This is a genomic window from Stenotrophomonas sp. GL_101, from assembly GCF_057835675.1.
On the sequence record NZ_CM174432.1, the window covers coordinates 407123 to 432421 of the forward strand.

Here is a 25299-nt window from a genome sequence, read left to right on the forward strand (position 1 = left end):
AGTGCGTGTTTTCCGTCCCTTGCCGACCTGGAGTGCTTCATGCGCGTAGCCCGTACCGCCACCTTGCTGCTGGCCCTGCTGCCGGCGGCGTCCTGGGCGCAGCAGACCAGTGAAGCACCCAGCCGCAGCAACGATGCGGCCAGCACCGAAGAGGCGGTGACCTCGCGGGTCCCGCTGGAGGAAATACGGCGCTACGTGGCGGTCTACAACGCGGTACGCGCCGCCTATGTGGATCCGGTGGATGACAAGAAGCTGATGCAGTCGGCCATCCGCGGCCTGCTGCTGGACCTGGACCCGCACAGCACCTATTTCGACAAGGAAGATGCCGAGGCCTTCGACGAGCAGGCCACCGGCGCCTACGACGGCATCGGCGTGGAGCTGCAGCAGCAGCCGGACAACAGCAGCCTGAAGGTCATTTCGCCGATCGACGATACCCCGGCCGCGAAGGCGGGCATCCGCGCGGGCGATCTGATCATCGCCATCGACGGCAAGCCGATCAGCGCCATCGAGGCCACCGAACCGCTGCGTGGCAAGGCCGGCAGCAAGGTGGTGCTGACCCTGGTACGCGAGGGCAAGCCCAAGCCGTTCGATGTCAGCGTGACCCGCCAGACCATCCGCGTGACCAGCGTGCGCAGCCGCATGCTGGAACCGGGCTATGGCTACATCCGCCTGAGCACCTTCCAGGCCGATACCGGCGCCGATTTCCAGAAGCATGTGGGCCAGTTGCAGCAGCAGGCCGGTGGCACGCTCAAGGGCCTGGTGCTGGACCTGCGCAGCAATCCCGGTGGCCTGCTCACCGCGGCGGTGCAGGTGGCCGACGACCTGCTGGAGAAGGGCAACATCGTCAGTACCCGGGGCCGCATTTCGATCAGCGATGCGCGTTTCGATGCGACGCCCGGCGACCTGCTCAAGGGCGCGCCGGTGGTGGTGCTGGCCGATGCCGGCTCGGCCAGTGCGTCCGAAGTGCTGGCCGGCGCGTTGCGCGACAACGGCCGCGCCCGCGTGGTCGGCAGCCGTACCTTCGGCAAGGGCTCGGTGCAGACCGTGCTGCCGCTGGACAACGGCGACTCGGTCAAGCTCACCACGGCGCGCTACTTCACCCCGAGCGGCAAGTCGATCCAGGCCACCGGCATCGTCCCCGACGTGCTGCTGCAGCCGGAAAAGCAGCCGGGCGACGATGACCTGCCCGCCAGCCTGGTCGACTACAGCGAAGCCACCCTGCCGGGCCACCTGCGGGGCGATGACGAAGGCGGCGACGGCTACAAGGCCGGTGACGTGCTGTCCGGCGATGGCCCCATCAACGATGCCTTGGCTGAACTGAAGCAGCCCGGCTCGGTCGTGGCCCGGCAGAAGGCCGAAGCGGCCAAGGCCGCTGCGCAGAAGAAGCCGGAAGCGAAGCCGGAAGCGAAGCCGGAAGCGAAGCCGGAAGCGAAGCCGGAAGCGAAGCCGGAAGCGAAGCCCGCGGACGTGCCGGCCAAGCCCTGATCGGCCCGGTTGCGCCGGTCCCACATGACATCAACAGCGTGCCGACCAACGGTCGGCACGCCTTGCTCTCAAAACCCGTGCCGCTTGCGCAGCCGCCGGGCGATCGCGGCACGGACGTAAACGCCGTAAGCCAGCCCGAAGACGAAGCCGGCAATGTGCGCCCACCACGCCACCATGCCGAAACTGGGGCCGATATAGGCAAATACCACCTGCAGCCCAGCCCAGACCCCGATCAGCAGGTAGGCCGGGGCCCGCACGAACTCCAGGAACAGGCCCAGCGGGATCACCACGCCCAGCCGTGCCCCCGGGAACAGGGCCAGGTAGGCGCCGATCAGCGCCGACACCGCACCGCTGGCGCCGATGATGATCTGGTCCGGGCTGCCCATCGTGTAGATCGCGGTGAGGTTGGAAATCGCCCCGCCGACCAGGAACAGCAGCATCAGCCGCCAGGGCCCAAGCACGCGCTCGGCCGGCAGCCCGAAGATCAGCAGGAACACCAGGTTGCCCAGCAGGTGCGACCAGTCCGCGTGCAGGAACAGGGCCGTGAACAGGCGCAGGACGCTGCCATCCTGAAGCGTGGCCCACCAGTCCAGCGGGTGGGTCAGCCCGGTGGACAGCGCGCCCCAGTCCAGCCACAGGCTCCGGCGCGCATCGTCCGGGCGCGAGATCGACCACAGGAACGCTACCCACAGCGCGGCAAACAGCAGCGGGGTGGCCCAGCGCAGGGCGGACTTCTTGCGGGAGGGGAGCGAAACGAACATGGGTGCCGATAGCCTAGCGTGGCGCCGCTCAGGGCGGTGAATTGACGCGTTCAGCCTGAATAGCCGCAAGGGCGATGGCCGTTATTGTTTCATTAACCGGTCTGGGTATACTCCAATACGGCGTCGTATGTCGGGAGGGGAATCCGGCGCGTGGTTCTGGTCCGCAAGGGCAGGAACGACGCAGGCGCGCGTTGCCCAACATCACCGCAATTCCGGAGAGAACCAACAATGCATACCGCTTCCACTCTTGCCCGCGTCACCGCCCTGGCCGTCGGCATTGCCGGTGTCCTGGCCGTTGGCCACGTCAACGCTGCCGCCTTCCAGCTGAAGGAAAACAGCGCCAAGGGCCTTGGCCGCGCCTTCGCCGGCTCGGGCAGCGCCGAGGGCGACGCCTCGATCATCGCCGTCAACCCGGCCGGCATGCGCCAGCTGGAAGGCATGCAGATCCAGGGTGACCTGAGCGCCATCAGCTTCAAGGCCGAGTTCAAGGGCTCCGGCCGCAAGCCGACCGGCGCCCCGCAGACCGGCAGTGACGGCGGCGACGCCGGCACCATCGCCCCGGTCCCGGCTGCTTACTTCCACATGCCGATCGGCGAAAAGGCCCACTTCGGCGTGTCGCTGACCGCACCGTTCGGCTTCAAGACCGAATACGACAACGGTTGGGTCGGTCGCTACAGCGGCCTGAAGACCGACATGAAGGTCATCGACCTCGGCTTTGCCGCCTCCTACGACGTCAACCCGTACGTGTCCTTCGGCGCGTCGGTGTTCGTTGAACACATGACCATCGAGCTGAGCAACAACATCGACTTCGGCACCGCGCTGGCCCAGTCCCGCGTACCGGGCTTCGCCCCGGGCAGCGCCGATGGCAAGCTCACCGTGGAAGGCGACAACAATGCCGTGGGTTGGACCGTCGGTGGCTTGTTCAGCCCCGATGAGAACACCCATATCGGCATCAGCTACCGCTCCAAGGTCGAGCACAAGATCACCGGCGGCGATGCCACCTTCGACGTGCCGGCCAACGCTGCCGCCGTGCTGGCCGTGGCCCAGCCGGGCCGCTTCGTGAGCACCTCGGGCAAGGCCACGCTGACCCTGCCGGCCTCGGCCACCCTGAGCGTCACCCACAACGTCAATGATCGTTGGACCGTGATGGGCGATGTGACCCGTACCGCGTGGTCGACCTCGTTCGACCAGGTCACCATCGACTACGCGTCGGCACAGCCCGACTCGGTGCTGGACTTCGCCTACCGCGACACCACCTTCGTTTCGCTGGGTGCCGACTTCAAGCTGAGCGACACCGTCACCCTGCGCGGCGGTATCGCACTGGACCAGACCCCGACCACCAGCGCGCACCGCGACGTGCGCGTGCCCGACACCAGCCGCAAGTGGCTGTCGCTGGGCGTGGGCTGGACCCCGTCGGCGAACATGGAATACAACTTCGGTTATACCCACCTGTTCACCAGCGACCCGGACGTGAACATCGCCGGCACCACCAACAACCAGGGCAACTCGCTCACCGGCAAGTACAAGGTTGCAGGCGACGTGCTGGCGGCTTCGTTCAACTACAAGTTCTGATCCACGCAGCGGCAACGCTTGCTTGAGTTGCAGAAGGCCCCGCGCAAGCGGGGCCTTTTGTTTGTGCGTTGGAGAGGATCAACGCAACTGGCGCGGGGTCGCGTTGAGGCGTTTGCGCAGCAGCCGGCGCAGCGCGGTGGGGTCGCTGTAGCCGACGCGCTCGGCTACGCTCTCCACCGAGTAGCGGCTGTTCTGGAGCAGTGCGCGGGCCCTGTTCAACTGCACGCTGCCGATCAGGTGCAGCGGCCCTTGGCCGGTGGCCTTGCCGACCTGGCGCGACAGCGTGCGGGTGGACATGCCGACATGCTTGGCCAGGCCGCCTACGCTGACCACGGCCGGCAGGCTGTCTTCGATGTGGGCGGTGAGCGTGGCGATCAGCGCGTTGCCCTGCGCCATCATCGCCGGCACCATGTACGCCGTTTGCGCTTGTCGGCGATCCAGCAGGAGGGCGCGCGACAACGCCTCCACCAGGGCTGGCCCGAAGCGCTGGCGCAGCAGATGCAGCATCAGGTCGGTATGCCCGAGTGCGGCGCCGGCGGTGACCAGTGGCGGGTCCTCGATCACCATCCGGTCCGGATCCACCCGACAGCCAGGTGCCTGCCGCTGCAGCGCACCGGCCAGCCACCAGCTCGTGGTCACGCTGTGCCCTTGCAGCAGCCCGGCGGCATCGAGCAGGAAGACCGAGGCGCACGATGCGGCCACCTGCCCGCCGGCAGCGACGTGCTGGCGCAACGCACGCACGACGGCGGGGATGTCCGGTGCGGCCAGGCGCTGCGCGATCGCCTCCGGATCTTCCACGCCGAGCCCGGGGACGATCCAGCACGACTGCCCATCCACCGTGCGTGGCAGCGGCTGCGCACGCAGGTGCAGATGCGGACCCAGTTGCACCCGGCTGCGGCCCGGAGGGCTGCATACCCGCCAGCGCGGTACCGGCAGGCCCAAGCGCGGGGCCTGCGTGGCTGCGGTGGTGAGGATGTCCAGGGTCAGCGCCACGCTGGACGCAAACGCACCGGGCAGGACGATCACGGTGAAATCATGCATTGGCTGATTGTGCACGAAAGATGTCGTATCGGCCGATGGTGGTCCAGGCCGTGTTCGGCTGCAATGAAGGCCCCGCCGAGCTGCCTTGCGCGGCGACACCCCCTCCAGGAGAACGCCCATGTCGGTGCATTCCGGTTCCTGCCATTGCGGTGCGGTCCGTTTCGAGTTCGATCAAACGCCCGGCCCGGCCTTTGAATGCAACTGCTCCCTCTGCCACCGCCGTGGTGCGGTCTGGCAGGGCTGTGATGCGGCGCATTTCCGTCTGCTCGCCGGGAAGGACACGCTGGTGGCCTACGCGTTCGGCACCCATACCGCGCAGCACTTCTTCTGCCGGCAATGTGGCGTTGCACCCTTCAGCCATCCACGGTTGTCACCGCAGCATGGGTGATCAACCTGCGCTGTGTGGCGGGTATGGATCTGTCCACGCGGGAGATCCATCGCTTCGATGGGCAGCACTGGGAGCAGGCGGCGCAGGCCTTCCTGCAGGCGCGACGGTCGGGTGAAAGCAGCGAGCACGCGCCGGATCCGGGCGGAGGGTAGTTCTGCCCAGCGCTCGACCCACCCGCTGACCTTTGCGGTCTCCGGTATCTGGCCAGGCATTCGGGGCTGCGATCAGGGTCACCACCAACGGTGGTGACCTACCTTGGTAAGCGCATCGGTGCCCGCGCGCGGAAAACCACAGCGCCCACGCCAACCCTCGGCGTGCGCCGTTGCGCACCGCAAGCCAAGCGGCACCGAAAGCTCGCGTTACACCCAAGCGAAGATGCACACACTCGCTGCTGCCGCCCGTTGAAGTGAATCTCTCCACTCAACGGAGAGACAACCAAAAAGCGCCACGATCCCTGATGGGATCGCGGCGCTTTTCTTAAGTGGACAGCATTGCCGCTTTCGCGGCGCTTCCGGTTTACCGCATGACGCCTGCGGTCAGTCGCCCAAGGTCAGCAGCGAGGCATTGCCGCCGGCCGCGGTGGTGTTCACCGTGACGGTTTTTTCGGTGGCAAAACGCAGCAGATAGTGCGGGCCGCCGGCCTTGGGGCCGGTGCCGGACAGGCCCTGGCCGCCGAACGGCTGCACGCCCACTACCGCGCCGATCTGGTTGCGGTTGACGTACACGTTGCCGACATTGACGCGCGAGGAAATGCGGTCGACGGTTTCGTCGATACGCGAATGCACGCCCAGGGTCAGGCCGTAGCCGGTGGCGTTGATCTGGTCGATCACCGCATCGAGCTGGTCGCCCTTCCAGCGGATCACGTGCAGCACCGGCCCGAAGATTTCCTTGTGCAGCTGGTCCAGGTTCTTCAGCTCGTAGGCACGCGGGGCGAAGAAGGTACCGTGCGCGGCCGCTTCGCTGAGTTCTGCGGCCGCGATCAGGCGGGCGTCCTTTTCCATACGTACGGCATGGTCCTGCAGGATCTGCAGCGCGTCGGCGTCGATCACCGGGCCCACGTCGGTGGACAGCAGGCCGGGGTCGCCGACCTTCAGCTCGGCCATGGCACCGGCCAGCATGCCCATCACCTTGTCGGCGATGTCGTCCTGCACGAACAACACGCGCGCGGCCGAGCAGCGCTGGCCGGCCGAGGTGAAGGCCGAACCGATCGCATCCTTGACCAGCTGTTCCGGCAGCGCCGAGGAGTCGGCGATGAAGGCGTTCTGGCCGCCGGTTTCGGCGATCAGCACGCCGATGGCGGCATCGCGTGCGGCCATCGCGCGGTTGATCGCACGGGCGGTGTCGGTGGAGCCGGTGAAGGCCACGCCGGCCACGCGCGGGTCGGCGGTCAATGCGGCGCCGACGGTGGCACCGTCGCCCGGCAGGAACTGCACCACGCCCTCAGGAACGCCGGCATCGAGCAGCAGCTGCACCGCGTAGCAGCCGATCAGGTTGGTCTGTTCGGCCGGCTTGGCGATCACGCTGTTGCCGGCGGCGAGCGCCGCGCTGACCTGGCCCAGGAAGATCGCCAGCGGGAAGTTCCACGGGCTGATGCAGACGAACACGCCGCGGCCATGCAGCTGCAGTTCGTTGGATTCACCGGTCGGGCTGGGCAGCTTCTCGGCATGGCCGAACTGCTCGCGGGCCTGCTTGGCGTAGTAGCGCAGGAAGTCCACCGCTTCGCGCACTTCGGCAATGCCGTCGGGCAGGCTCTTGCCGGCTTCCTTGACGCACAGCGCCATGAACTCGGGCATGCGCGCTTCCAGCTGGTCGGCCGCGTGTTCGAGGATCGCCGCGCGGCTGGCGGCCGGGGTGCGGTTCCACTGCGGTTGCGCGGTCACGGCGTTGGCCAGCGCCTTCTCGACGGTAGCGCTGTCGGCGGGCTGCCACTGGCCGATCACCTGGCGGGTGTCGGCGGGGTTGGTCACATTCAACAGCGCGCCGGTCGGGGTGGCACCGGGCACCAGTGGCGCGGCCTTCCACGGCTTCACCGCAGCGTTGAGCTGCTCGGCCAGGGCACGCAGATCGTTGTCGTTGGCGAGATTGACGCCCATGGAATTGGTCCTGTCATGGTTCTGGCTGCGCAGCAGGTCGACCGGCAGCGGGATTTTCGGGTGCGCGATGTTGCAGGGCGTGGCGGCGGCGAAGGCGGACACCGCTTCCACCGGATCGCGGATCAGGTCGTCGATGGCCACGCTGTCGTCGGTGATGCGGTTGACGAAGCTGGAGTTGGCGCCGTTCTCCAGCAGGCGGCGCACCAGGTAGGGCAGCAGGTCTTCATGCGAGCCCACCGGTGCATACACCCGGCACGGCACGTTCAACCGATCGGCCGGCACCACTTCGGCATACAGGTCATCACCCATGCCGTGCAGCTTCTGGTGTTCGTACTGGCCACCGTTGGCGAAGGCCTTCACCGCCGCGATGGTGTGCGCGTTGTGGGTGGCGAACATCGGGTAGAGCGCATCGGCGTGCGTGAACAGGCGCCGGGTGCAGGCCAGGTAGGACACGTCGGTGTTCTGCTTGCGGGTGAACACCGGGTAGGCCGGCAGGCCGTCGATCTGCGCGCGCTTGATTTCCGCATCCCAGTAGGCGCCCTTGACCAGGCGCACCTGCAGGCGGCGACCGATGCGACGGGCCAGGTCGGCCAGGTAGTCGATCGTGTACGGGGTGCGCTTCTGATACGCCTGCACGACCACGCCGAAGCCTTCCCAGCCCGCCAGCGAGGCATCGCTGACCACCGCTTCGATGATGTCCAGCGACAGCTCCAGGCGGTCGGTTTCTTCGGCGTCCACCGTGCAGCCGATGCCATAGGACTTGGCCAGCTGCGCCAGTTCCAGCACGCCGGGAACCAGCTCGGCCATGACCCGCGCGCGCTTGGCATGCTCGTAGCGCGGATACAGCGCGGAGAGCTTGATGGAGATGCCCGGTGCGGCGTTGACGTCGCCGTCGGGGCGGCCACCACGGGCCTTGTGGTCGCCACCGATGGAGTGGATCGCGCGGCGGTAGTCTTCCAGGTAACGCTTGGCGTCCTTCATGGTCAGCGCACCTTCGCCGAGCATGTCGAACGAATAGCGGTAGCTGGCGTTGTCGCCCTTGTGCGAGCGCGACAGCGCTTCGTCGATGGTGCGGCCCATGACGAACTGGTGGCCCATGATCTTCATCGCCTGGCGCACGGCCAGGCGGATCACCGGCTCGCCGACGCGGCCGATCAGGCGTTTGAACGCGCCGGGGACGTCGGTGCGGGTGGCGTCGTTGATCTGCACCAGGCGGCCGGTCAGCATCAGGCCCCAGGTGGAGGCGTTGACCAGCACCGAGTCGCTGCCGCCCATGTGCTTCTTCCAGTCCGCATCGCCGAGCTTGTCGCGGATCAGCTTGTCGGCGGTGTCCTGGTCGGGAATGCGCAGCAGCGCTTCGGCCACGCACATCAGCAGCACGCCTTCCTCGCTGCCCAGGTCGTACTGGCGCATGAAGGCTTCGATCGCGCCCTGGTCCTGCGCACGCACGCGCACACGCTTGACCAGGTCGGCCGCGGTGGCCTGAACCCCCGCCTGCGCGTCGGCGGGCAGCCGCGCCTGCTCCAGCAGTTCACGCACGTGGCTGGCCTCGTCCTTCATCCAGGCGTCGGTGATGGCCTGGCGGAACACGGGGGGGCGCGTCGGCAGCTCGGGCGAGAGCAGCGGCGGACGGGGGGCGCCGGACGGGGCCGGGGCAGGAGAGGATGCGGAAGGTGCGTTCATGCCGTTCGGCTCGTGGAAAACTTGACCATTTTAATCGTTTTTTTGCGGCGCGAAGCAATTTCATTGGCCTCTGCGATAACGCGCATAGCCTTTAAGAGTAGGGGATTGGGGCGGATCGCCACGGCTGGATTTTATTGTGCTGAAATCGTCATTTCGGCCGACGCTGTCGATGCTGTGTTGCAGCATTCCCCGAAGTGTGAATGGACCCTTGCTACACGCCGGAGTGCAGGGCTACCATCAAGACGTTCTCTACGGCAGCGGCGTCCCCCCACGGGCGCACCCTGCGCGACAGTAATTGCTGTGGTTTGCGCCCGGTGTCCGGTGCCCTTTTTGGGGGCGCGGACGCTGGAACGAGAAGGCTTGCTCGCGGCCAGTGATGGTCGCAACCGACGACGCTAAGGGTCTAGGCAATGAAGCAATGCAGAAAGTGGGGCAGTACGTTCAGGAAGATCACGATGTGCGGGGCGGCGCTGCTGGCGCCTGCCATGGCGTGGGCCCAGGCGGCCGACCCCAAACCGTGGCAGTTGAACATGGGCAAGGGGGTCACCCAGAGCTCGCGGTTGGCATGGGAATCCAACCTGTTCTCGCTGTGGGTGTGCACGGTCATCGGCATCCTGGTGTTCGGCGCGATGTTCTACGCCATCTTCAAATTCCGGAAATCCAAGGGCGCCGTCGCCGCCACCTTCAGCCACAACACCCGGGCCGAAATCATCTGGACGGTGATCCCGATCATCATCCTGGTGGTGATGGCCTGGCCGGCCACGGCCAACCTGATCAAGTTCTACGACACCCGCGACTCGGAAATGACCGTCAAGGTCACCGGCTACCAGTGGATGTGGAAGTACGAGTACCTCGGGGAGAACGTGACCTTCACCAGCCGCCTGGACCGCGAGTCCGACCGCATGCGGCAGAGTGGCAAGGTGCCCACGCGCGATTCGCATCCGCACTACCTGCTGGATGTGGACAACCGCCTGGTGCTGCCGGTGGATACCAAGGTGCGCTTCGTCATCACCTCCGATGACGTGATCCATGCGTGGTGGGTGCCGGCGCTGGGCTGGAAGCAGGATGCCATCCCCGGTTTCATCAACGAGGCGTGGACCAACATCGAAACGCCTGGCGTGTATCGCGGGCAGTGCGCCGAGCTGTGCGGCAAGGACCATGGCTTCATGCCGATCGTGGTGGAAGCGGTGTCCAAGGAGGACTTCAAGAAATGGCTGGCCTCGCGCAAGCCGGCGCCGCCCGCAGCGCCGGCAGCGACGCCTGCGGCACCTGCGGCACCGGCCCCTGCCGATGCAGCGCCGGCCGCAACTCCTGACGTCGCGCCACCGCCGGCACCGGCACCGGCAGACAGCAACGCCTGAAATCGAGCTGCGCCCGCCATCCGGCGGGCGTGGGTACCACCGGATCCAGTGAGGTGTAGTTGCGATGGCGCATTCCGCAGTTGACCATGATGGCCACCACGGGCATCAGCAGGGTTTCTTCGAGCGTTGGTTGTTCTCGACCAACCATAAGGACATCGGCACGCTCTACCTGCTTTTCAGCTTCATCATGTTCATCATCGGCGCGGCAATGAGCGTGGTGATCCGTGCCGAATTGATGCAACCGGGCCTGCAGTTCGTCAAGCCCGAGTTCTTCAACCAGATGACCACCGTGCACGCCCTGGTGATGATCTTCGGCGGCGTCATGCCGGCCTTCGTCGGCCTGGCCAACTGGATGATCCCGCTGCAGATCGGCGCGCCGGACATGGCCCTGCCGCGCATGAACAACTGGTCGTTCTGGCTGCTGCCGGTGGCCTTCAGCCTGCTGCTGGTCACCCTGTTCCTGCCCGGCGGTGCGCCGGCCGGTGGCTGGACGTTGTACCCACCGCTGTCGCTGCAGGGCGGCTACAACGTGGCCTTCACCGTGTTCGCCATCCATGTGGCCGGCATCAGCTCGATCATGGGCGCAATCAACATCATCGCGACCGTGCTCAACATGCGTGCCCCGGGCATCGACCTGCTGAAGATGCCGATTTTCTGCTGGTCCTGGCTGATCACCGCGTTCCTGCTGATCGCGGTGATGCCGGTGCTGGCCGGCGCGGTCACCATGCTGCTCACCGACAAATTCTTCGGCACCAGTTTCTTCAACGCCGCCGGTGGCGGTGACCCGGTGATGTTCCAGCACATCTTCTGGTTCTTCGGGCACCCCGAGGTCTACATCATGATCCTGCCGGCGTTCGGCGTGGTCAGCGAAATCATCCCCACCTTCAGCCGCAAGCCGCTGTTTGGCTACCAGGCGATGGTCTACGCGGTGGCGGCGATCGCCTTCCTGTCGTTCATCGTCTGGGCCCACCACATGTTCACCGTGGGCATGCCGCTGGGCGGCGAAATCTACTTCATGTTCGCCACCATGCTGATTTCCATCCCGACCGGGGTGAAGGTCTTCAACTGGGTGAGCACGATGTGGCGCGGTTCGCTCACCTTTGAAGCGCCGATGCTGTGGGCGGTGGCGTTCGTCATCCTGTTCACCATCGGTGGTTTCTCCGGCCTGATGCTGGCCATCGTGGTGGCCGACTTCCAGTACCACGACACCTACTTCGTGGTGGCGCATTTCCACTACGTGCTGGTCACCGGCGCGGTGTTCGGGCTGATTGGCGCGGTGTACTACTGGTGGCCCAAGTGGACCGGGCGCATGTACAGCGAGCGCTGGGCACAGGTGCATTTCTGGTGGACGATCGTGTTCGTCAACCTGCTGTTCTTCCCGCAACATTTCCTGGGACTGGCCGGCATGCCGCGCCGCATTCCCGACTACAGCGTGGCGTTCGCCGACTGGAACATGGTCAGCTCCATCGGTGCGTTCGGCATGTTCGTCACCCCGTTCATGATGGCCGCCATCCTCATTGCGTCGCTGCGCAATGGTGAGAAGGCCACCGAGCGCGTCTGGGAGGGCGCACGCGGGCTGGAGTGGACGCTGCCGTCGCCGGCACCGGCGCATACCTTCACCACGCCACCGGTCATCCGCCCGGGCGATCTTGCCCACGATGACATCACCCATTGAGGCCCGGCATGCATCCAGAGCGTCCTACCCTGCCAGATACCCGTAGAGCCGACCGTTGGTCGGCTGCACCCGAAGGGTCGGTCGATGCTGGGCGCCAGGAGCAGGCGGCCGCCGATGGGGTTGAGCAGCGCCGGCAACGTGCACACCGCACTGCCTGGAAAGTCGGTGCGGTCGCCATCGCGGTATACATCGGCTTCATCCTGACCGGGGTGATCGGCCGATGAGCGAACCGCGCCCGGCCGCTCCCGCACGGCATGCGGGCCTGCCCCGCCTGATCGGGATCGCGCTGGCGGTGTTCGTGCTGACCTTCTCGCTGGTGCCGCTGTACCGGATTGCCTGCGAGAAAGTCTTCGGCGTGCGCCTGGAGCGCGGGCCGGGGGTTGCTTCCGGCAGCGCCGTGGCCACCGGCAAGCGCACCGTGCGGATCGAGTTCGACGGTGGGGTGAACTCCAAGCTGCCATGGTCGTTCCATCCCGAACAGCTGACCATGGACGTGGTGCCCGGCGAGCTCAACGAAGCGCTCTACTACGCGCGCAACGACAGCGATCGCGCGCTGGTGGGCAGTGCGGTGCCATCGGTGGCGCCGGCCAAGGCGTCGGGCTATTTCAGCAAGACAGAATGCTTCTGCTTCACCGCCCAGACCCTGCAGGCCGGTGAAAAGCGCGATATGCCGGTGCGTTTCATCGTTGACCCGGACCTGCCGGCCAACGTCAAGACGATCACCCTGTCCTACACCTTCTACAAGAACGACGCGCTGTCCGCGCAGCTGCCCCCTGCGGTGGCTGCTGCCGGCGCCCACGCCGCTCCCTGATACGCACCGGAATCCAGACCATGGCCCAGCAAAGCACCGATGCCAACGTGTACTTCGTGCCCACGCACAGCAAGTGGCCCTTCATCGGCTCGATCGCGATGATGGTGACCATGGTCGGCGTGGCCAGTTGGCTCAACGATTCCAGCTGGGGCAAGTGGACCTTCTACACCGGCATCGCGATGCTGGTGCTGACCCTGTTCTGGTGGTTCAGCGATGTGGTGCGCGAGTCGCAGGCCGGCAGCTATAACCGCCAGGTCGACGGCTCGTTCCGCATGGGCATGGTGTGGTTCATTTTCTCCGAGGTGATGTTCTTCGGCGCGTTCTTCGGTGCGCTGTTCTATACCCGCAACCTGGGCTTGCCGTGGCTGGCCGGCGAGGGCGACCGGGTGATGACCAACGAGCTGCTATGGAGTGGCTATTCGGCCGCCTGGCCGACCAATGGCCCGGGCGCGATCGGCGGCCACTTCCAGACCATTCCGGCCTGGGGCCTGCCCCTGATCAACACGCTGATCCTGCTGACGTCCGGGGTAACCCTCACCATCGCCCACCACGCGCTCAAGGCCGGCCATCGCCGCCAGCTGCTGGTCTGGCTGGGCCTCACCGTAGTGCTGGGTGTGTTCTTCCTGACCCTGCAGGCCGAGGAGTACATCCATGCCTACAAGGAACTCAACCTCACCCTGGGCTCGGGCATCTATGGCTCCACCTTCTTCATGCTCACCGGCTTCCATGGCGCGCACGTGATGCTGGGCACCATCATGCTGGGGGTGATGTGGCTGCGTTCGGCCAAGGGCCACTTCACCCGCGACAACCATTTCGGCTTTGAAGCGGCCGCGTGGTACTGGCACTTCGTCGATGTGGTGTGGCTGATGCTGTTCCTGTTCGTCTACGTGCTGTAGCGTCGACGACAGCGTGCCGCACCGGCCCCGGTGCGGCTTCCCGTGGCGCTGTTTCAGCCGCCGATGCCGTGCGGTTTGATCCATCCGCTGTAGATGCCGATGGCCACCAGCGCGATCAGTGCCACCGACACCGCGATGCGACGGGTGAGTGCATTGACGGTACGTTTGGTCTGGCCGCGGTCGACCAGCAGGTAATACAGCCCGGCGCCCAGATTCCAGACAATGACGATCAGAAACGCGATTACCAGCAGGGTCTTCAACGAATCATTCATGCGCGGCTCGATGGCAGGGCGGGTACGCCTATATCACCGCGTTTCAGCGGCGTTGTCATGATGCGCAAGCACACACGCCTGATTGGCTGGGTAGCGGCGGTCCTGGTGATCGTCGGTTTCTGCCAGCTGGGGCGCTGGCAACTGCAGCGCATGCATGAAAAACAGGCGTTGCTTGCCCAGCAGGTGCCCGCCCATGCGCAGAGCATGCGCCTGGGCCAGGCATTGGCCGCGCCTGTGGTGCTGCGCTGGGTGGAAGACCATGGCAGCTTCCTGCCCGGTACCGTGCTGCTCGACAACCAGACCCGTGACGGGCGCGCCGGGATCAAGGTGTACCAACCGTTCCGCAGTGATGATGGCGCCCGCGTGCTGGTGGACCTGGGCTGGGTCCCGATGCCCCCGGACCGCGCCCTCCCGCACCTGCCCGAGCGCCGCGGCGCCACCGCCATTGCCGGCCTGCTGGCGCCGCCGCCGGCCAGTGGCCTGGCGTTGGGCCCGGCGCTGTCGCCCACCGACCAACCCGGGGTATGGCTGGCCAACCGGATGCCGGTGGAAGAGGTGGCCGGCGCGCTGGGATTGCCGCCGCGCGCGCTGCCCGGGCGCGTGCTGCGGCTGGATCCCACGCTGCCGGGGGGCTATGCGCGTGACCTGGAGCTGCTGCCCAACACGCTGCCGCCCGCCCGCCACCTGGGCTATGCGGTGCAATGGTTCGCGCTGGCGCTCACCGTGCTGGTGGTGGCGCTGGTCCTGGAAGTCCGTCTGCTGCGCCGCCGCCGTGCCGAGACACGGCGCTGATCGCCCCAACATGAGAAAATCCCCTGCATGAATGCTACTTCCCCGGACCCGTTGCGAGCGCGCACCCGCGGCCGTTGGATGCTGATCGCGCTGTTCGGCGTGTTCTTCGGTTCCATGGCGCTGGCCGGCGTACTGCGTTTTTCGGGCTGGCAGCCCGCCGCACACCGCAACAGCGGGCAATTGCTGGAGCCGAAGGTGGATCTGCGTGAGCGCGCACTGCTGTTGGCCGATGGCCAGGTGTACCCGTGGAACCCCGCCGCGCGCACCTGGCGGATCCTGGTGGCGCCTGCCCCGGGCTGCGCGGCCGAGTGCGTCACTTTGTCGCAGGGATTGGGCAAGGTGTGGCAGCTGTTCGGGCATAACGCCGATAATGTCGAGATCCTGTGGCTGGGCACGCCGCCGGCCGAGGTCCAGGGCATGCCTGCGCTGCACGCGTTGCGCGCCCAACCGGACCTGCGTGCCGCTTTGCCCGCCGTGGATGACGCCGCCGGTACGCCTGTGTATGTGATCGACCCCAACGGATTCGTGATCATGCGGTATGCACCGGGATTCGATATGGCCGGTCTGCGCAAAGACCTGGCCACGCTGCTGAAACTGAAGTGAGTTCTGTTTGATGAGTTCCTCCGCACGCCCGGCGCTGCACCGCAATTTCCATCGTCTGGCATGGTTTGCGTTGATCATGACCGCCAGCACGATCATGTTCGGGTCGTTCGTCCGCCTGTCCGATGCTGGCTTGAGCTGCCCGGACTGGCCGACCTGCTATGGCCGGGTGACCTGGCCGCAGCACGCCGCCGAGGTGGTGGGGCACGAGGCGGCGAAGATCCGCCCGCTGGAAACCCACAAGGCGTGGCGTGAGCAGGTACACCGCTTCCTGGCCGGCGCGCTTGGCATCGAGATCCTCACCCTGGCCCTGTTGGCCACGCGCAAGCGCCGCTGGGGCAGTCCCGCGGTGGTCACCGCGTGCGTGCTGGTGGCCACCGGCATACCGCTGTACATGATGGGCATGCACGTGCCCGCCAGCATCCTGGCGATCATCGGCGAGGCGATCCTGCTGATCGCTGCGTTGCGCTGGAACAACATCGACCTGGCCCGTGCCGCGCTGCTGACCTTGGCCGTGGTGATCTTCCAGGCGCTGCTGGGCATGTGGACGGTGACGCTGCTGCTCAAGCCGATCGTGGTGATGGGCCACCTGCTGGGCGGCATGCTGATGTTCGGGTTGCTGGTGTGGATGGCCTGGCGCGCCACGCACATGCCGATCACGCTGGTGGAAGCGCCGCGACTGAAGTGGCTGCTGCGTGCCGGCATCGCCGTGCTGGTGCTGCAGATCGCGCTTGGTGGCTGGGTCAGCGCCAATTACGCGGCGCTGGCGTGCGGGGGCGGCAGTGCGTCGCTGGACAACTTCCCGCGCTGCGTCAGCCAATGGTGGCCGCAGCATGATTTCAAGGAAGGCTTCACCCTGTGGCGCGGCATCGGCGTGGATTACGAAGGCGGCGTGCTCGATGGTGCTTCACGCATCGCGATCCAGCTGGCGCATCGCCTGTTCGCCGTGGTCGTGGCGCTGTACCTGCTGTGGCTGTCGGTGCGCCTGTTCCGGCTGCCAAGCATGCGTGGCTGGGCTTCCGCGCTGGGCCTGCTGGTGCTGCTGCAGATCAGCCTGGGCATCCTCAACGTGAAACTGGCCGTGCCGCTGGACGTGGCGGTCGCACACAGCGGCGGCGCGGTGGCGTTGCTGTTCGTGCTGGTGACGTTGCTGGCGCGCCTGCGCGCGCCGGATGCCGACAGCCGGCCGGTGCCCGTGTCGATTGATGGGCGGGTGGGTTGAGATGAGGTTGAGCAACTATCGCCAGTATTGGGATCTGACCAAGCCCAAGGTCGTCGCGCTGATCGTGTTCACCGCGCTGGTCGGCATGTTCCTGGCCATCCCGGGCATGCCCACCGCGCAGCAGGCCCTCGACGGTGCGTTGGGTTTCCTCGGCATCTGGTTGGCGGCCTCGGCAGCGGCGGCGATCAACCAGTTGCTGGATGCGCACATCGACGCGCAGATGGCACGCACCTCGTGGCGCCCACTGGTGGTGGGCAAGGTCAAGCCGTGGCAGGTGCTGGTGTTCGCCGGCATCCTGATCGCGTTGTCGATGACGATCCTGGTGGTCTGGGTCAATGTCATCACCGCCGTGCTCACCTTCGCCTCGCTGATCGGCTACGCGGTGATCTACACCGTGTACCTCAAGCGCGCCACCTCGCAGAACATCGTGATCGGCGGCCTCGCCGGCGCCACCCCGCCGATGCTGGGCTGGGCAGCGGTGACCGGCATGCAGGGCGCCTCGGATTGGGCGTACGCCTCGCTGCTGGTACTGATCATCTTCATCTGGACCCCGCCGCACTTCTGGGCGCTGGCGATCTTCCGCCGCGAGGATTACGCCAAGGCGGAGATCCCGATGCTGCCGGTGACCCACGGCGTGGTGTACACCCGCAAGTCGATCATGGCCTATTCGATCGTGCTGGCCATCGTCAGCATCCTGCCGGTGGCGGTGGGCATGAGCGGCATGTTCTACCTGGGCGGGGCGATCGTGCTCAACGCGGTGTTCCTCTGGTACGCGTGGCGCATGTTGAATCCGCCGGACGAGATCTTCTCGATGAAGATGTTCGGGTATTCCATCGTCTACCTGATGGCGCTGTTCGCGTTCCTGATGGTCGACCACTGGATGCTGCCCTGGCTGGGATGAGGGGGTCGGTACCTGCCGCGGCCTTTTGGCGGTGTGCGGTGGGCTGCCGTACCGACCAACGGTCGGTACCTACCGTGGTCTCCTGGCCGTGTGTGGTGGGCTGCTGTACCGACCAACGGTCGGTACCTACCGTGGTCTCCTGGCCGTGTGTGGCGTTCTGCTTTACCGGCGCATCCTGGTAGGCCACGACCGTTGGTCGTGGCGGGCAGCTCGCGCGGTGCGCGCAGGATCTACTGCTTCACCCCAGGTGGCGCGGGCTCGATGGGATCGCGCGCATAGCGCTGGGCGATCATCGCGCAGACGATCAACTGGATCTGGTGGTAGATCATGATCGGCAGCACGATCGCCCCCAGGCTGCCGCCGGCGAACAGTACCTTGGCGATGGGGATGCCGGTAGCCAGGCTCTTCTTGGAGCCGCAGAACAGGATGGTGATTTCATCGGCCCGGTTGAAGCCCAGCCGGCGCGCGATGAAGCGGATGGTCGGCATTGCGATGCCCAGCAGCACGGCGGCCACGATGGCTACGGTGAGCAGCGACAGCAAGGGTGTCTTGCTCCACAGGCCTTCGCTGACTGCCTCGCCGAAGGCCGAATACACCACCAGCAGGATGGTGGCCTGGTCGGTGTAGCGCAGCAGCGCGCGCTGCTTCTCCACCCAGCGGGCAATCCATGGGCGCAGCAGGTGGCCGGCCACGAACGGCACCAGCAGCTGCAGCATGATGCTGACAATGGCCTGCCCCGGGTTGTGCATGCCGCCTGCGGTCCCGGCCAGCAGGGCCAACAACAACGGGGTCAGGAACACCCCGAGGATGCTCGACAGCGAGGCACTGCACACTGCCGCCGGCACGTTGCCACGCGCCATCGAGGTGAAGGCGATGGAGGACTGCACCGTGGACGGCAGCGCGCACAGGAACAGCACGCCGATGTAGAGCTCCGGGGTCAGCAGCCAGCCGTCCAGCGGTTTGAACATGAGCCCCAGCAGCGGAAACAGCACGAAGGTGCAGGCCAGGATGGTCAGGTGCAGGCGCCAATGCAGCAGCCCGGCCACGATCGACTCGCGCGGCAGGCGTGCGCCGTGCAGGAAGAACAGCGCGGCGATGGCCACGTCGGTGACATCGTCCAGCACCATCGCGGCGGCGCCGTGCATGGGCAGCAGCGAGGCCAGCAGCACGGTGCAGAGCAGGGCGAGGGTGAAGTTGTCCGGTCGCAGGCGCGACCACCAGGGCTTCATGCGGGGCACGCTCCTGTCAGGGGGAAAAGAGAGAACGGAGGCGCGCGCTGGATCAACGCGCGGCAGCCTGTTCGAGCAGGGCCCGGGTGGGTGCTTCCAGCGAGGTCATGCCGGCGCGCCGGCCAACATCCAGTGCCTGTTCAACCGTGGCGCCGTCGCGCGCCTGCAGCAGCGCCAGCAGCGCACCGGCCCGGTTGCCCGAGGCGCAGTGCAGCAGCACCGGTCCGCTGCTCTGCGCCAGCGCGGTGCGCAGCGCGTGCGCGTTGGCGTCGGTCAGGCCGGCGGCACCGGCCACCGGGATGCGCACGTAACGCAGGCCCAGGCGTTCGGCCGCCGCGGTTTCATCGAAACCACGGTCTTCATCGGGCTGGCGCAGATCGATCACGGTGGTGACGCCGGCCGTGGCCGCCTGCTGCAGCTGCGCGGCAGTGGGTTGGCCGGCGCTGTACAGCTGCGCGCGCGGCTGCGCAAAGGGCAGGGCGTCGGCAAGGGCGGCGAGCGGCAGCAGCAACAGGGCTGCGGCAAACAATCGGCAGAACAGGGGCGCGGCTGGCTGGAGGGCGGTGTCGGGCATGTCAGCGGGCTCCACAAAGAATCAGCGCAGGGTGGCGCGGGCCTTGAGCAGCTCGCGCAGTTCGTACTTGTCAGTATCGTCCAGACCCTGCTGCCTGTGCTTTGCCTGAAGCTCGTCCAGGCGTTGCATCAGCAGCTGTTTTTCCAGCTGCGCCACCGCATCCTGCAGCTCCTGGGTCCACATCGCCTCATCGCCGGGCTGGCTCTGCGCGGCCAGCTTGTGCAGGGATTCCTGCTCTTCACGGCCATCGAAGTGCTGCAGCAGCGCGCCGGTGCTGATGTCCGGGCGCTGTTCCACCAGCTCCAGCAGCTCCAGCAGCAGTTCAATACCGGGCAGGCGCAGGCCGTTGAAGTGGTGGCCTTCCAGGGTCATCGCCAACGACGGCTGCTGCAGCAGGATCGCGATGGCCGCACGCACCAGGCTGCGCCGCTGGGTGGGGGCCAGCGGACGCGGCGGCGGCCGTGATCCGGTGGTGGTCGCCGAAGGCCTGCTGCCCAGCCCGGTCAGGGTGCTCAGCTGCTGCTTCATCAGGTCGCCAAAGGCGCCGTCGGGAATCTGCGCCAGCATCGGCTTGGCCCGTTCGGCCAGCCGCGCCTTGCCGTCCAGCGTGGTCATGTTGACCTCGCCGGTGAGCTCGTCGAAGAAGAACTGCGACAGCGGGGTGGCCTGCTTCAAACGCACGTCGAACGCCTCACGGCCTTCCTTGCGCACGATGGTGTCGGGGTCTTCGCCATCGGGCAGGAACAGGAAGAAGGCCTGGCGGCCGTCCTTCATGCGCGGCAGCACCGATTCCAGCGCGCGCCAGCCGGCGCGGCGACCGGCGGCATCGCCGTCGAAGCAGAAGAACACGTCCGGCGCATTGCGGAACAGCAGCTCGGCATGCTCGGGAGTGGTGGCCGTGCCCAGCGTGGCCACCGCCTGGGTCACCCCGAACTGGAACAGCGAGACCACGTCCATGTAGCCTTCGACCACGATCAGCCGTTCGATCTTCTGGTTGGCCTGGCGCACCTGCCACAGGCCGTACAGCTCGCGGCCCTTGTGGAACAGCGCGGTCTCGGGCGAGTTGAGGTACTTGGGGCCATCATCTTTCTCCATGACCCGGCCGCCATAGGCGATCACCCGGCCACGGCGGTCGAAGATGGGGAACATCACCCGGTCGCGGAACTTGTCGTAGACGTGGCCACGGTCGTTCTTGGAGAACAGCCCGGCACGGTCGAGCAGCTTCATGCGCCGCTCGTCCTTGCCCAGGGCATCCTTCAGCGCGCTGTAGCCATCGGGCGCAAAGCCGATCGCAAAGCGGGTGCGGTTCTCCTCGTCGACCCCGCGCTGGTCCAGGTAGGCGCGCGCCTTGTCGCTGCCCTCCAGCGACTTCTGGAAGAAGCGCGTGGCCGCATCCAGCGCCGAGTACAGGTCGCGGCTGTCATCCTGTTGCTCAGCCGTGCGCGGCTGGGTGTCGCGCGGCACTTCCATGCCCACGCGCTTGGCCAGCTCGTCCACCGCGTCGAGGAACTCGAGGCGGTCGTAATTCATCAGGAAGCTGATCGCGGTGCCGTGCGCGCCGCAGCCAAAGCAGTGGTAGAACTGCTTGGTCGGCGACACCGTGAACGAGGCCGAGCGCTCGTCGTGGAACGGGCAGCGCGCGGCGTATTCCTTGCCCTGGCGCTTCAACGGCACGCGGCTGCCCACCACCTCGACAATGTCCGAGCGGGCCAGCAGGTCGTCGATGAATGCGTCGGGGATACGGGCCATGGGCAGCAGGCAGGGGGCGCGACCGGCAACGGCCACGCACGGAAGCGGGGGACGGCCTAGTCTACTAGCTGGCGGCCGCTTCGCCCGGATCAGCTGCCGCGATGCCGGCCGGGCCCGGCTGGAGGCGCGCGCGCAGGCGCTCGTCGACCACCGCGGTCATCAGTGCGCCGACGAAGAACACCACCGTGGCGTAATAGATCCACACCAGCGAGATCACCAGCGCGCCCATTGAACCGTACGCGCTGCCGGGCGCGACGGTGGCGATGTACAGGCCGATTCCGTAGCGGCCCAACGCGAACAGCACCGAGGTGATCGCCCCGCCGATGAAGGCCTGGCGCCACGCCACGCGGCGGTCGGGCAGGTAGTGGTAGAGGAAGGCGAAGCCCACCGTGTACAGCGCCAGGCTGGTGAGGTAGCCGATTGCCGGCAGTGCCGAGGGCAGCTGCGCGAAGGCGATCTGCAGCATGGTGGTGGCGGTCATCGACAGGATCAACAGGAAGCCCAGCGCCAGCACCACGCCGAAGGAGAACACGCGCTTGCGCAGCCACGCCACGATGCCGTCCAGGCGCTCGCCACTGGTGTTGAAGATCAGGTTCAGGGCGTTCTGCAGCTGGGCGAACACCGCGGTGGCGCCAATGAACAGCAGCAGGGTGCTCCACACGCCGGCGAGCGTGCCGATGTCGGGCTGGTTGTTGGCGTTGCTGAGCACCGTTTCGGCCACGGTGGCGGCACTGCTGCCGGCCACGTCATGGATCTGGCCCAGCAGCGCCTGCTGTGCCGGGGGGTATAGCGAGGCGGTCAACCAGAGCAGCAGGACCAGCAGCGGCGCCATCGACAGCAGGGCATAGAAGGCCAGCGCGGCGGCCTGGGTCATCACGTTCGCGTCGGCAAAGCGACGCGCCAACACGGCAGGAAAACTATCCTGCAACCGCTCCAGGTGCGGACGGAGGGCGGTCAGGGAGGGGCGCGGATACGGCATCAACGGCATCAGGTGCAGAGTGGATGCCCTTGTAATAGCAAATCCCGGCGTTGCAGTGGGTGAAGTGCCTCTTCGGACCAGCGCGTCTGGCCGATACCGCGTTATCCTTCTGCCGAGCCGGAGGCCTACTGGGGGCTGCAGCTGCGGTATCCCGCCCCGTTGTCGATGCGCAGGGCCACTACGCTCCAACTTCACAGGAAAAAGGGACTTTTATGAAAGGAATGGTCTACACGACGATGGTGCTGTTGGCGGCCGCCGGTCCGGCCGCGGCTTCCCCGGCCTGCGAGAAGGCGTTCAAGACGGTGGGGGACCCGCGCAACGGCGCGCTGTACATGGCCGATCTCACCGTGCCGGGTCTGAAGGTGCAGAGTGCGTTGGACCAGCTGCGCAAGATCGGTGGTGATGATGAGTTCGAGGTCGGTGGACAGCTGGTAAACGGCGATAGCGGCGACCAGTACCTGGTCCAGCGAAAGGGGCTGCGGACCCCGTTGGTGATGGTCGCCACGGCCGACCGCACCGGCCGCGTCACCCTGGCGACCAAGCTGGCGCGCGGGCAGTCGATCGAGCCGCAGGCGGCGAAACAGTCGATGTGCGAGATGCTGGGCAAACTGAAGGGGGGCAGCCAGGGCGATACGCTCGCCGCGGCGGCGCGCGCCCAGTATCCGATGCCGGCCGTCGAGGCAGTGGCCGCACCGGACCTGTCCAAGAAGATGGGCAAGGAAGTGCGTGACACGATGGCGCTGTACAACAGTTCCGGTGCCTTCAAGGACCTGCTGCTGGGCACCACCACCAACAAGGAAGACAAGGGCGACCGTTCGGCCACCTTCCTGCCGGTCTACGCCAAGTACGTGGGGCGGCGCTACCAGATCGACGGCCAGATCTATACGGTCAATACCAACAGGTACTCGACCCGGCCGGGCGACATCGGTTCGATCAACTACCTGGTGACGCCGACCCGTGGCCTGCTGCGTGTCAGGCAGAACGACACCTACAACAACAACAACTACACCATCCGCTGTGAGTTCGCCTCCGATCAGGCGGCCAACTTCACCATGCTGCGTGAGCGTGACTGGGCCAAGCTGGAAGGCGAGATCAGTGCGGTTGAAGAGAGTGAGATGACGTTGCGCAACTGCCGCCAGGCGCAGTAACGGCCGTCGTGGTGAACTGAAAAGGCCCGCGCGATGCGGGCCTCTTCAGGTGTGGCACCGGCCACTGGATCAGCCGGTCAGCTGCTGCTTGACCAGCTTGGACACCAGGCCCATGTCGGCCTGGCCGGCCAGGCGCGGCTTCAGCGCGCCCATCAGCTTGCCGATGTCGGCCGGGGTGGTCGCGCCGGTGTCGGCCATGGCAGCCTGGATGGCCGACACGATCTCCGCTTCGCCCAGCTTGGCCGGCAGGTACTGGTCGATCACCCCGATTTCGTTGCGCTCGATCACAGCGAGGTCTTCGCGGTTGGCCGCTTCGAACTGGCTGACCGAGTCCTTGCGCTGCTTGACCATCTTTTCCAGCACGGCCAGGACCGCCGCGTCGTCCAGCTCGATGCGCTCGTCCACTTCCTTGCGCTTGATGTCGGCAAGCATCAGGCGAATCACGCCCAGGCGATCCTTCTCGCCGGCCTTCATGGCGGTCTTCATGTCTTCAACGAGCTGCTGCTTCAGGCCCATGGGGCACCTCGGTATCGGTGGAAAAGGGGATGGAACGATGCGCCACCAAGGCGCAGGAACGCAAAAAGCCGGCGACGCTCGCGCGTGCCGGCTTCGACTCCGTCGCGACAGGCTGGGCCTGTCGCATCGAAGTTGCGTTCGATCAGTACAGGCGCTGACGCTTGGTGACGTCGCGCGAGGAGCGACGCAGCTGACGCTTCACAGCAGCGGCAGCTTTACGCTTGCGCTCCTGGGTCGGCTTTTCGTAGAACTCGCGCTTGCGGGTTTCGGCCAGCACGCCGGCCTTTTCGCAGGTGCGCTTGAAGCGACGGAGCGCAAACTCGAAGGGCTCGTTCTCGCGGACTTTAACGCTGGGCATGGAATCTCCGGGACACAATTGAACCGGGTCACGCCCGGTGTGAGCCGCACATTATAGCGGCGACAAAAGAAGTTGCAACCCACCCCGGCAAACTTCCTGGCCACGGGGGGCGAAGGGCCCGCTGGCGGTACATCTGCCGAGGCCACAAGAGGTCCATAATACCCGTTATGCGAGTCCTTGGTATTGAATCTTCCTGCGATGAGACCGGCGTGGCGGTGTATGACACCGACCGGGCCGGCCCGGACGCCCTGCGCGCCCATGCGGTCTACAGCCAGATCGCCCTGCATGCTGAATACGGCGGGGTGGTGCCCGAGCTGGCCAGCCGCGACCACGTGCGCAAGCTGCTGCCGCTGATCCGCCAGACATTGGATGAGGCCGGCATGACGGTGTCGGACATCGACGGCGTGGCCTATACGGCCGGGCCGGGGCTGGTCGGTGCGCTGCTGGTGGGCGCGGGCGTGGCGCGGTCGCTGGCCTGGGCGCTGGAGGTGCCGGCGGTGGGTGTACATCATATGGAAGGCCACCTGCTGGCCCCGCTGATGGAAGACGACCCGCCGCAGCCGCCGTTCGTGGCCCTGCTGGTCTCTGGCGGCCACACCCAGCTGGTGGCGGTGGAACGGATCGGCCAGTACCGGCTGTTGGGCGAAACCCTGGACGATGCAGCGGGCGAGGCCTTCGACAAGACCGCCAAGCTGATGGGCCTGCCGTATCCGGGTGGCCCGCAGCTGGCTGCGCTGGCCGAGCGCGGCACGCCGGGCGCGTACCGGTTCACCCGCCCGATGATCGACCGCCCCGGGCTGGATTTCAGCTTCTCCGGGCTCAAGACCCAGGTGCTGCTGGCCTGGCGCGACAGCGACCAGAGCGAGCAGACCCGCGCGGACATCGCGCGCGGCTTTGAGGATGCCGTGGTGGATACGTTGGCGATCAAATGCCAGCGCGCGCTGGATGCGGCCGGTACCGATGTGATCGTGGTGGCCGGTGGCGTGGGCGCCAACAAGCGGCTGCGCGCCAAGCTGCACGAGATGGCGGCCAGGATCGGCGGCCGCGCCTGTTTCCCGCGCCCGTCGCTGTGCACCGACAACGGCGCGATGATCGCCTATGCCGGCGCGTTGCGGCTGGTGGCGGGGCAAAGCAACCCGCCGCAGGTGCAGGTCACCCCGCGCTGGGACATGGCGACGCTGCCGGCGGTGTAG

The 25299-nt window shown here is 66.6% G+C and carries 23 protein-coding genes; 13 read left to right on the forward strand and 10 right to left on the reverse strand.

Translation table 11 applies throughout. From position 1 onward, the window contains the following. Positions 1-39 precede the first annotated feature (39 nt). Positions 40-1485 (forward strand): S41 family peptidase, encoded by a 1446-nt coding sequence (locus AC3IR9_RS01820; protein WP_489293655.1) that lies wholly within the window; start codon positions 40-42, stop codon positions 1483-1485. A 68-nt stretch (positions 1486-1553) separates the two neighbouring features. On the opposite strand, the gene AC3IR9_RS01825 is transcribed toward AC3IR9_RS01820, so the two are convergent. Next, complete coding sequence (locus AC3IR9_RS01825; protein WP_489293656.1) at positions 1554-2246, reverse strand: rhomboid family intramembrane serine protease; 693 nt, start codon at positions 2244-2246, stop codon at positions 1554-1556. 228 nt (positions 2247-2474) lie between these two features. Between AC3IR9_RS01825 and AC3IR9_RS01830 the strand changes: the two genes are divergently transcribed. Continuing rightward, positions 2475-3818 carry an outer membrane protein transport protein gene (locus tag AC3IR9_RS01830; RefSeq protein WP_489293657.1) on the forward strand — a complete coding sequence of 448 codons (1344 nt, stop codon included), beginning with the start codon at positions 2475-2477 and terminating at the stop codon, positions 3816-3818. Between the two features lie 78 nt (positions 3819-3896). Here the strand turns inward: AC3IR9_RS01830 and AC3IR9_RS01835 are convergent, their stop codons facing one another. Beyond that, positions 3897-4859, reverse strand: a complete 963-nt coding sequence (locus tag AC3IR9_RS01835) for a GlxA family transcriptional regulator (RefSeq protein WP_489293659.1) — start codon at positions 4857-4859, stop codon at positions 3897-3899. A gap of 118 nt (positions 4860-4977) precedes the next feature. Here AC3IR9_RS01835 and AC3IR9_RS01840 point away from each other — a divergent pair, with 118 nt between their 5' ends. Beyond that, positions 4978-5247 (forward strand): GFA family protein, encoded by a 270-nt coding sequence (locus AC3IR9_RS01840; RefSeq protein WP_489293660.1) that lies wholly within the window; start codon positions 4978-4980, stop codon positions 5245-5247. 536 nt (positions 5248-5783) lie between these two features. Here AC3IR9_RS01840 and putA read toward each other — a convergent pair. Then, positions 5784-9023, reverse strand: coding sequence for a bifunctional proline dehydrogenase/L-glutamate gamma-semialdehyde dehydrogenase PutA (gene putA, locus AC3IR9_RS01845; RefSeq protein WP_489293661.1), 3240 nt, complete (start codon positions 9021-9023; stop codon positions 5784-5786). Positions 9024-9433: 410 nt separating this feature from the next. On the opposite strand from putA, the gene coxB reads away from it, so the two are divergent. The 4 genes from coxB (at position 9434) to AC3IR9_RS01865 (ending at position 13766) form a co-directional block, all read left to right on the forward strand. Beyond that, positions 9434-10384, forward strand: coding sequence for a cytochrome c oxidase subunit II (gene coxB / locus AC3IR9_RS01850; RefSeq protein ID WP_489293662.1), 951 nt, complete (start codon positions 9434-9436; stop codon positions 10382-10384). Positions 10385-10448: 64 nt separating this feature from the next. After that, positions 10449-12059, forward strand: coding sequence for a cytochrome c oxidase subunit I (gene ctaD, locus AC3IR9_RS01855; protein ID WP_489293664.1), 1611 nt, complete (start codon positions 10449-10451; stop codon positions 12057-12059). A 220-nt stretch (positions 12060-12279) separates the two neighbouring features. Then, positions 12280-12870, forward strand: coding sequence for a cytochrome c oxidase assembly protein (locus tag AC3IR9_RS01860; protein ID WP_489293665.1), 591 nt, complete (start codon positions 12280-12282; stop codon positions 12868-12870). 20 nt (positions 12871-12890) lie between these two features. Continuing rightward, positions 12891-13766 carry a cytochrome c oxidase subunit 3 gene (locus tag AC3IR9_RS01865; RefSeq protein ID WP_489293666.1) on the forward strand — a complete coding sequence of 292 codons (876 nt, stop codon included), beginning with the start codon at positions 12891-12893 and terminating at the stop codon, positions 13764-13766. A 53-nt stretch (positions 13767-13819) separates the two neighbouring features. Here the strand turns inward: AC3IR9_RS01865 and AC3IR9_RS01870 are convergent, their stop codons facing one another. Then, entirely contained in the window at positions 13820-14038 is a 219-nt protein-coding gene (locus AC3IR9_RS01870; protein ID WP_038690924.1) for a twin transmembrane helix small protein, read from the reverse strand. 57 nt (positions 14039-14095) lie between these two features. On the opposite strand from AC3IR9_RS01870, the gene AC3IR9_RS01875 reads away from it, so the two are divergent. From AC3IR9_RS01875 to cyoE, 4 genes are read left to right on the forward strand one after another with little or no spacing between them, the layout of a single operon-like run. Continuing rightward, the gene (locus AC3IR9_RS01875) at positions 14096-14830 is read left to right on the forward strand and encodes an SURF1 family protein (protein WP_489293668.1); all 735 of its coding nucleotides are present in this window, start codon (positions 14096-14098) and stop codon (positions 14828-14830) included. Between the two features lie 27 nt (positions 14831-14857). Continuing rightward, positions 14858-15433, forward strand: coding sequence for a hypothetical protein (locus AC3IR9_RS01880; protein WP_489293670.1), 576 nt, complete (start codon positions 14858-14860; stop codon positions 15431-15433). A 10-nt stretch (positions 15434-15443) separates the two neighbouring features. Next, positions 15444-16652, forward strand: a complete 1209-nt coding sequence (locus AC3IR9_RS01885; RefSeq protein ID WP_489293671.1) for a COX15/CtaA family protein — start codon at positions 15444-15446, stop codon at positions 16650-16652. A 1-nt stretch (position 16653) separates the two neighbouring features. After that, entirely contained in the window at positions 16654-17553 is a 900-nt protein-coding gene (gene cyoE / locus AC3IR9_RS01890) for a heme o synthase (RefSeq protein ID WP_489293672.1), read from the forward strand. A 230-nt stretch (positions 17554-17783) separates the two neighbouring features. Here the strand turns inward: cyoE and AC3IR9_RS01895 are convergent, their stop codons facing one another. The 4 genes from AC3IR9_RS01895 to AC3IR9_RS01910 all read right to left on the reverse strand — a co-directional run bounded on the left by AC3IR9_RS01895 (position 17784) and on the right by AC3IR9_RS01910 (position 22084). Continuing rightward, positions 17784-18782 carry a bile acid:sodium symporter family protein gene (locus AC3IR9_RS01895; RefSeq protein WP_489293674.1) on the reverse strand — a complete coding sequence of 333 codons (999 nt, stop codon included), beginning with the start codon at positions 18780-18782 and terminating at the stop codon, positions 17784-17786. Positions 18783-18834: 52 nt separating this feature from the next. Beyond that, positions 18835-19323 (reverse strand): protein tyrosine phosphatase family protein, encoded by a 489-nt coding sequence (locus AC3IR9_RS01900; protein WP_489295664.1) that lies wholly within the window; start codon positions 19321-19323, stop codon positions 18835-18837. A gap of 54 nt (positions 19324-19377) precedes the next feature. Further along, on the reverse strand, positions 19378-21105 hold the full coding sequence (gene dnaG, locus AC3IR9_RS01905; protein WP_489293676.1) for a DNA primase: 1728 nt from the start codon (positions 21103-21105) through the stop codon (positions 19378-19380). A gap of 64 nt (positions 21106-21169) precedes the next feature. Further along, complete coding sequence (locus AC3IR9_RS01910; RefSeq protein ID WP_489293678.1) at positions 21170-22084, reverse strand: YihY/virulence factor BrkB family protein; 915 nt, start codon at positions 22082-22084, stop codon at positions 21170-21172. A 212-nt stretch (positions 22085-22296) separates the two neighbouring features. Between AC3IR9_RS01910 and AC3IR9_RS01915 the strand changes: the two genes are divergently transcribed. Continuing rightward, positions 22297-23232, forward strand: coding sequence for a hypothetical protein (locus tag AC3IR9_RS01915; protein WP_489293679.1), 936 nt, complete (start codon positions 22297-22299; stop codon positions 23230-23232). A gap of 69 nt (positions 23233-23301) precedes the next feature. Here the strand turns inward: AC3IR9_RS01915 and AC3IR9_RS01920 are convergent, their stop codons facing one another. Both AC3IR9_RS01920 and rpsU read right to left on the reverse strand, forming a co-directional pair. Further along, on the reverse strand, positions 23302-23748 hold the full coding sequence (locus AC3IR9_RS01920; protein ID WP_489293681.1) for a GatB/YqeY domain-containing protein: 447 nt from the start codon (positions 23746-23748) through the stop codon (positions 23302-23304). Between the two features lie 142 nt (positions 23749-23890). Then, positions 23891-24106, reverse strand: a complete 216-nt coding sequence (gene rpsU / locus AC3IR9_RS01925; protein ID WP_002808376.1) for a 30S ribosomal protein S21 — start codon at positions 24104-24106, stop codon at positions 23891-23893. A gap of 167 nt (positions 24107-24273) precedes the next feature. On the opposite strand from rpsU, the gene tsaD reads away from it, so the two are divergent. Then, the gene (gene tsaD / locus AC3IR9_RS01930) at positions 24274-25299 is read left to right on the forward strand and encodes a tRNA (adenosine(37)-N6)-threonylcarbamoyltransferase complex transferase subunit TsaD (protein ID WP_489293682.1); all 1026 of its coding nucleotides are present in this window, start codon (positions 24274-24276) and stop codon (positions 25297-25299) included.

Coding starts and splice junctions, on each gene's coding strand:
- AC3IR9_RS01820 (WP_489293655.1), top strand. CDS start 40: ATGCGCGTAGCCCGTACCGCCACCTTGCTGCTGGCCCTGCTGCCGGCG.
- AC3IR9_RS01825 (WP_489293656.1), bottom strand. CDS start 2,246: ATGTTCGTTTCGCTCCCCTCCCGCAAGAAGTCCGCCCTGCGCTGGGCC.
- AC3IR9_RS01830 (WP_489293657.1), top strand. CDS start 2,475: ATGCATACCGCTTCCACTCTTGCCCGCGTCACCGCCCTGGCCGTCGGC.
- AC3IR9_RS01835 (WP_489293659.1), bottom strand. CDS start 4,859: ATGCATGATTTCACCGTGATCGTCCTGCCCGGTGCGTTTGCGTCCAGC.
- AC3IR9_RS01840 (WP_489293660.1), top strand. CDS start 4,978: ATGTCGGTGCATTCCGGTTCCTGCCATTGCGGTGCGGTCCGTTTCGAG.
- putA (WP_489293661.1), bottom strand. CDS start 9,023: ATGAACGCACCTTCCGCATCCTCTCCTGCCCCGGCCCCGTCCGGCGCC.
- coxB (WP_489293662.1), top strand. CDS start 9,434: ATGAAGCAATGCAGAAAGTGGGGCAGTACGTTCAGGAAGATCACGATG.
- ctaD (WP_489293664.1), top strand. CDS start 10,449: ATGGCGCATTCCGCAGTTGACCATGATGGCCACCACGGGCATCAGCAG.
- AC3IR9_RS01860 (WP_489293665.1), top strand. CDS start 12,280: ATGAGCGAACCGCGCCCGGCCGCTCCCGCACGGCATGCGGGCCTGCCC.
- AC3IR9_RS01865 (WP_489293666.1), top strand. CDS start 12,891: ATGGCCCAGCAAAGCACCGATGCCAACGTGTACTTCGTGCCCACGCAC.
- AC3IR9_RS01870 (WP_038690924.1), bottom strand. CDS start 14,038: ATGAATGATTCGTTGAAGACCCTGCTGGTAATCGCGTTTCTGATCGTC.
- AC3IR9_RS01875 (WP_489293668.1), top strand. CDS start 14,096: ATGATGCGCAAGCACACACGCCTGATTGGCTGGGTAGCGGCGGTCCTG.
- AC3IR9_RS01880 (WP_489293670.1), top strand. CDS start 14,858: ATGAATGCTACTTCCCCGGACCCGTTGCGAGCGCGCACCCGCGGCCGT.
- AC3IR9_RS01885 (WP_489293671.1), top strand. CDS start 15,444: ATGAGTTCCTCCGCACGCCCGGCGCTGCACCGCAATTTCCATCGTCTG.
- cyoE (WP_489293672.1), top strand. CDS start 16,654: ATGAGGTTGAGCAACTATCGCCAGTATTGGGATCTGACCAAGCCCAAG.
- AC3IR9_RS01895 (WP_489293674.1), bottom strand. CDS start 18,782: ATGAAGCCCTGGTGGTCGCGCCTGCGACCGGACAACTTCACCCTCGCC.
- dnaG (WP_489293676.1), bottom strand. CDS start 21,105: ATGGCCCGTATCCCCGACGCATTCATCGACGACCTGCTGGCCCGCTCG.
- AC3IR9_RS01910 (WP_489293678.1), bottom strand. CDS start 22,084: ATGCCGTATCCGCGCCCCTCCCTGACCGCCCTCCGTCCGCACCTGGAG.
- AC3IR9_RS01915 (WP_489293679.1), top strand. CDS start 22,297: ATGAAAGGAATGGTCTACACGACGATGGTGCTGTTGGCGGCCGCCGGT.
- AC3IR9_RS01920 (WP_489293681.1), bottom strand. CDS start 23,748: ATGGGCCTGAAGCAGCAGCTCGTTGAAGACATGAAGACCGCCATGAAG.
- rpsU (WP_002808376.1), bottom strand. CDS start 24,106: ATGCCCAGCGTTAAAGTCCGCGAGAACGAGCCCTTCGAGTTTGCGCTC.
- tsaD (WP_489293682.1), top strand. CDS start 24,274: ATGCGAGTCCTTGGTATTGAATCTTCCTGCGATGAGACCGGCGTGGCG.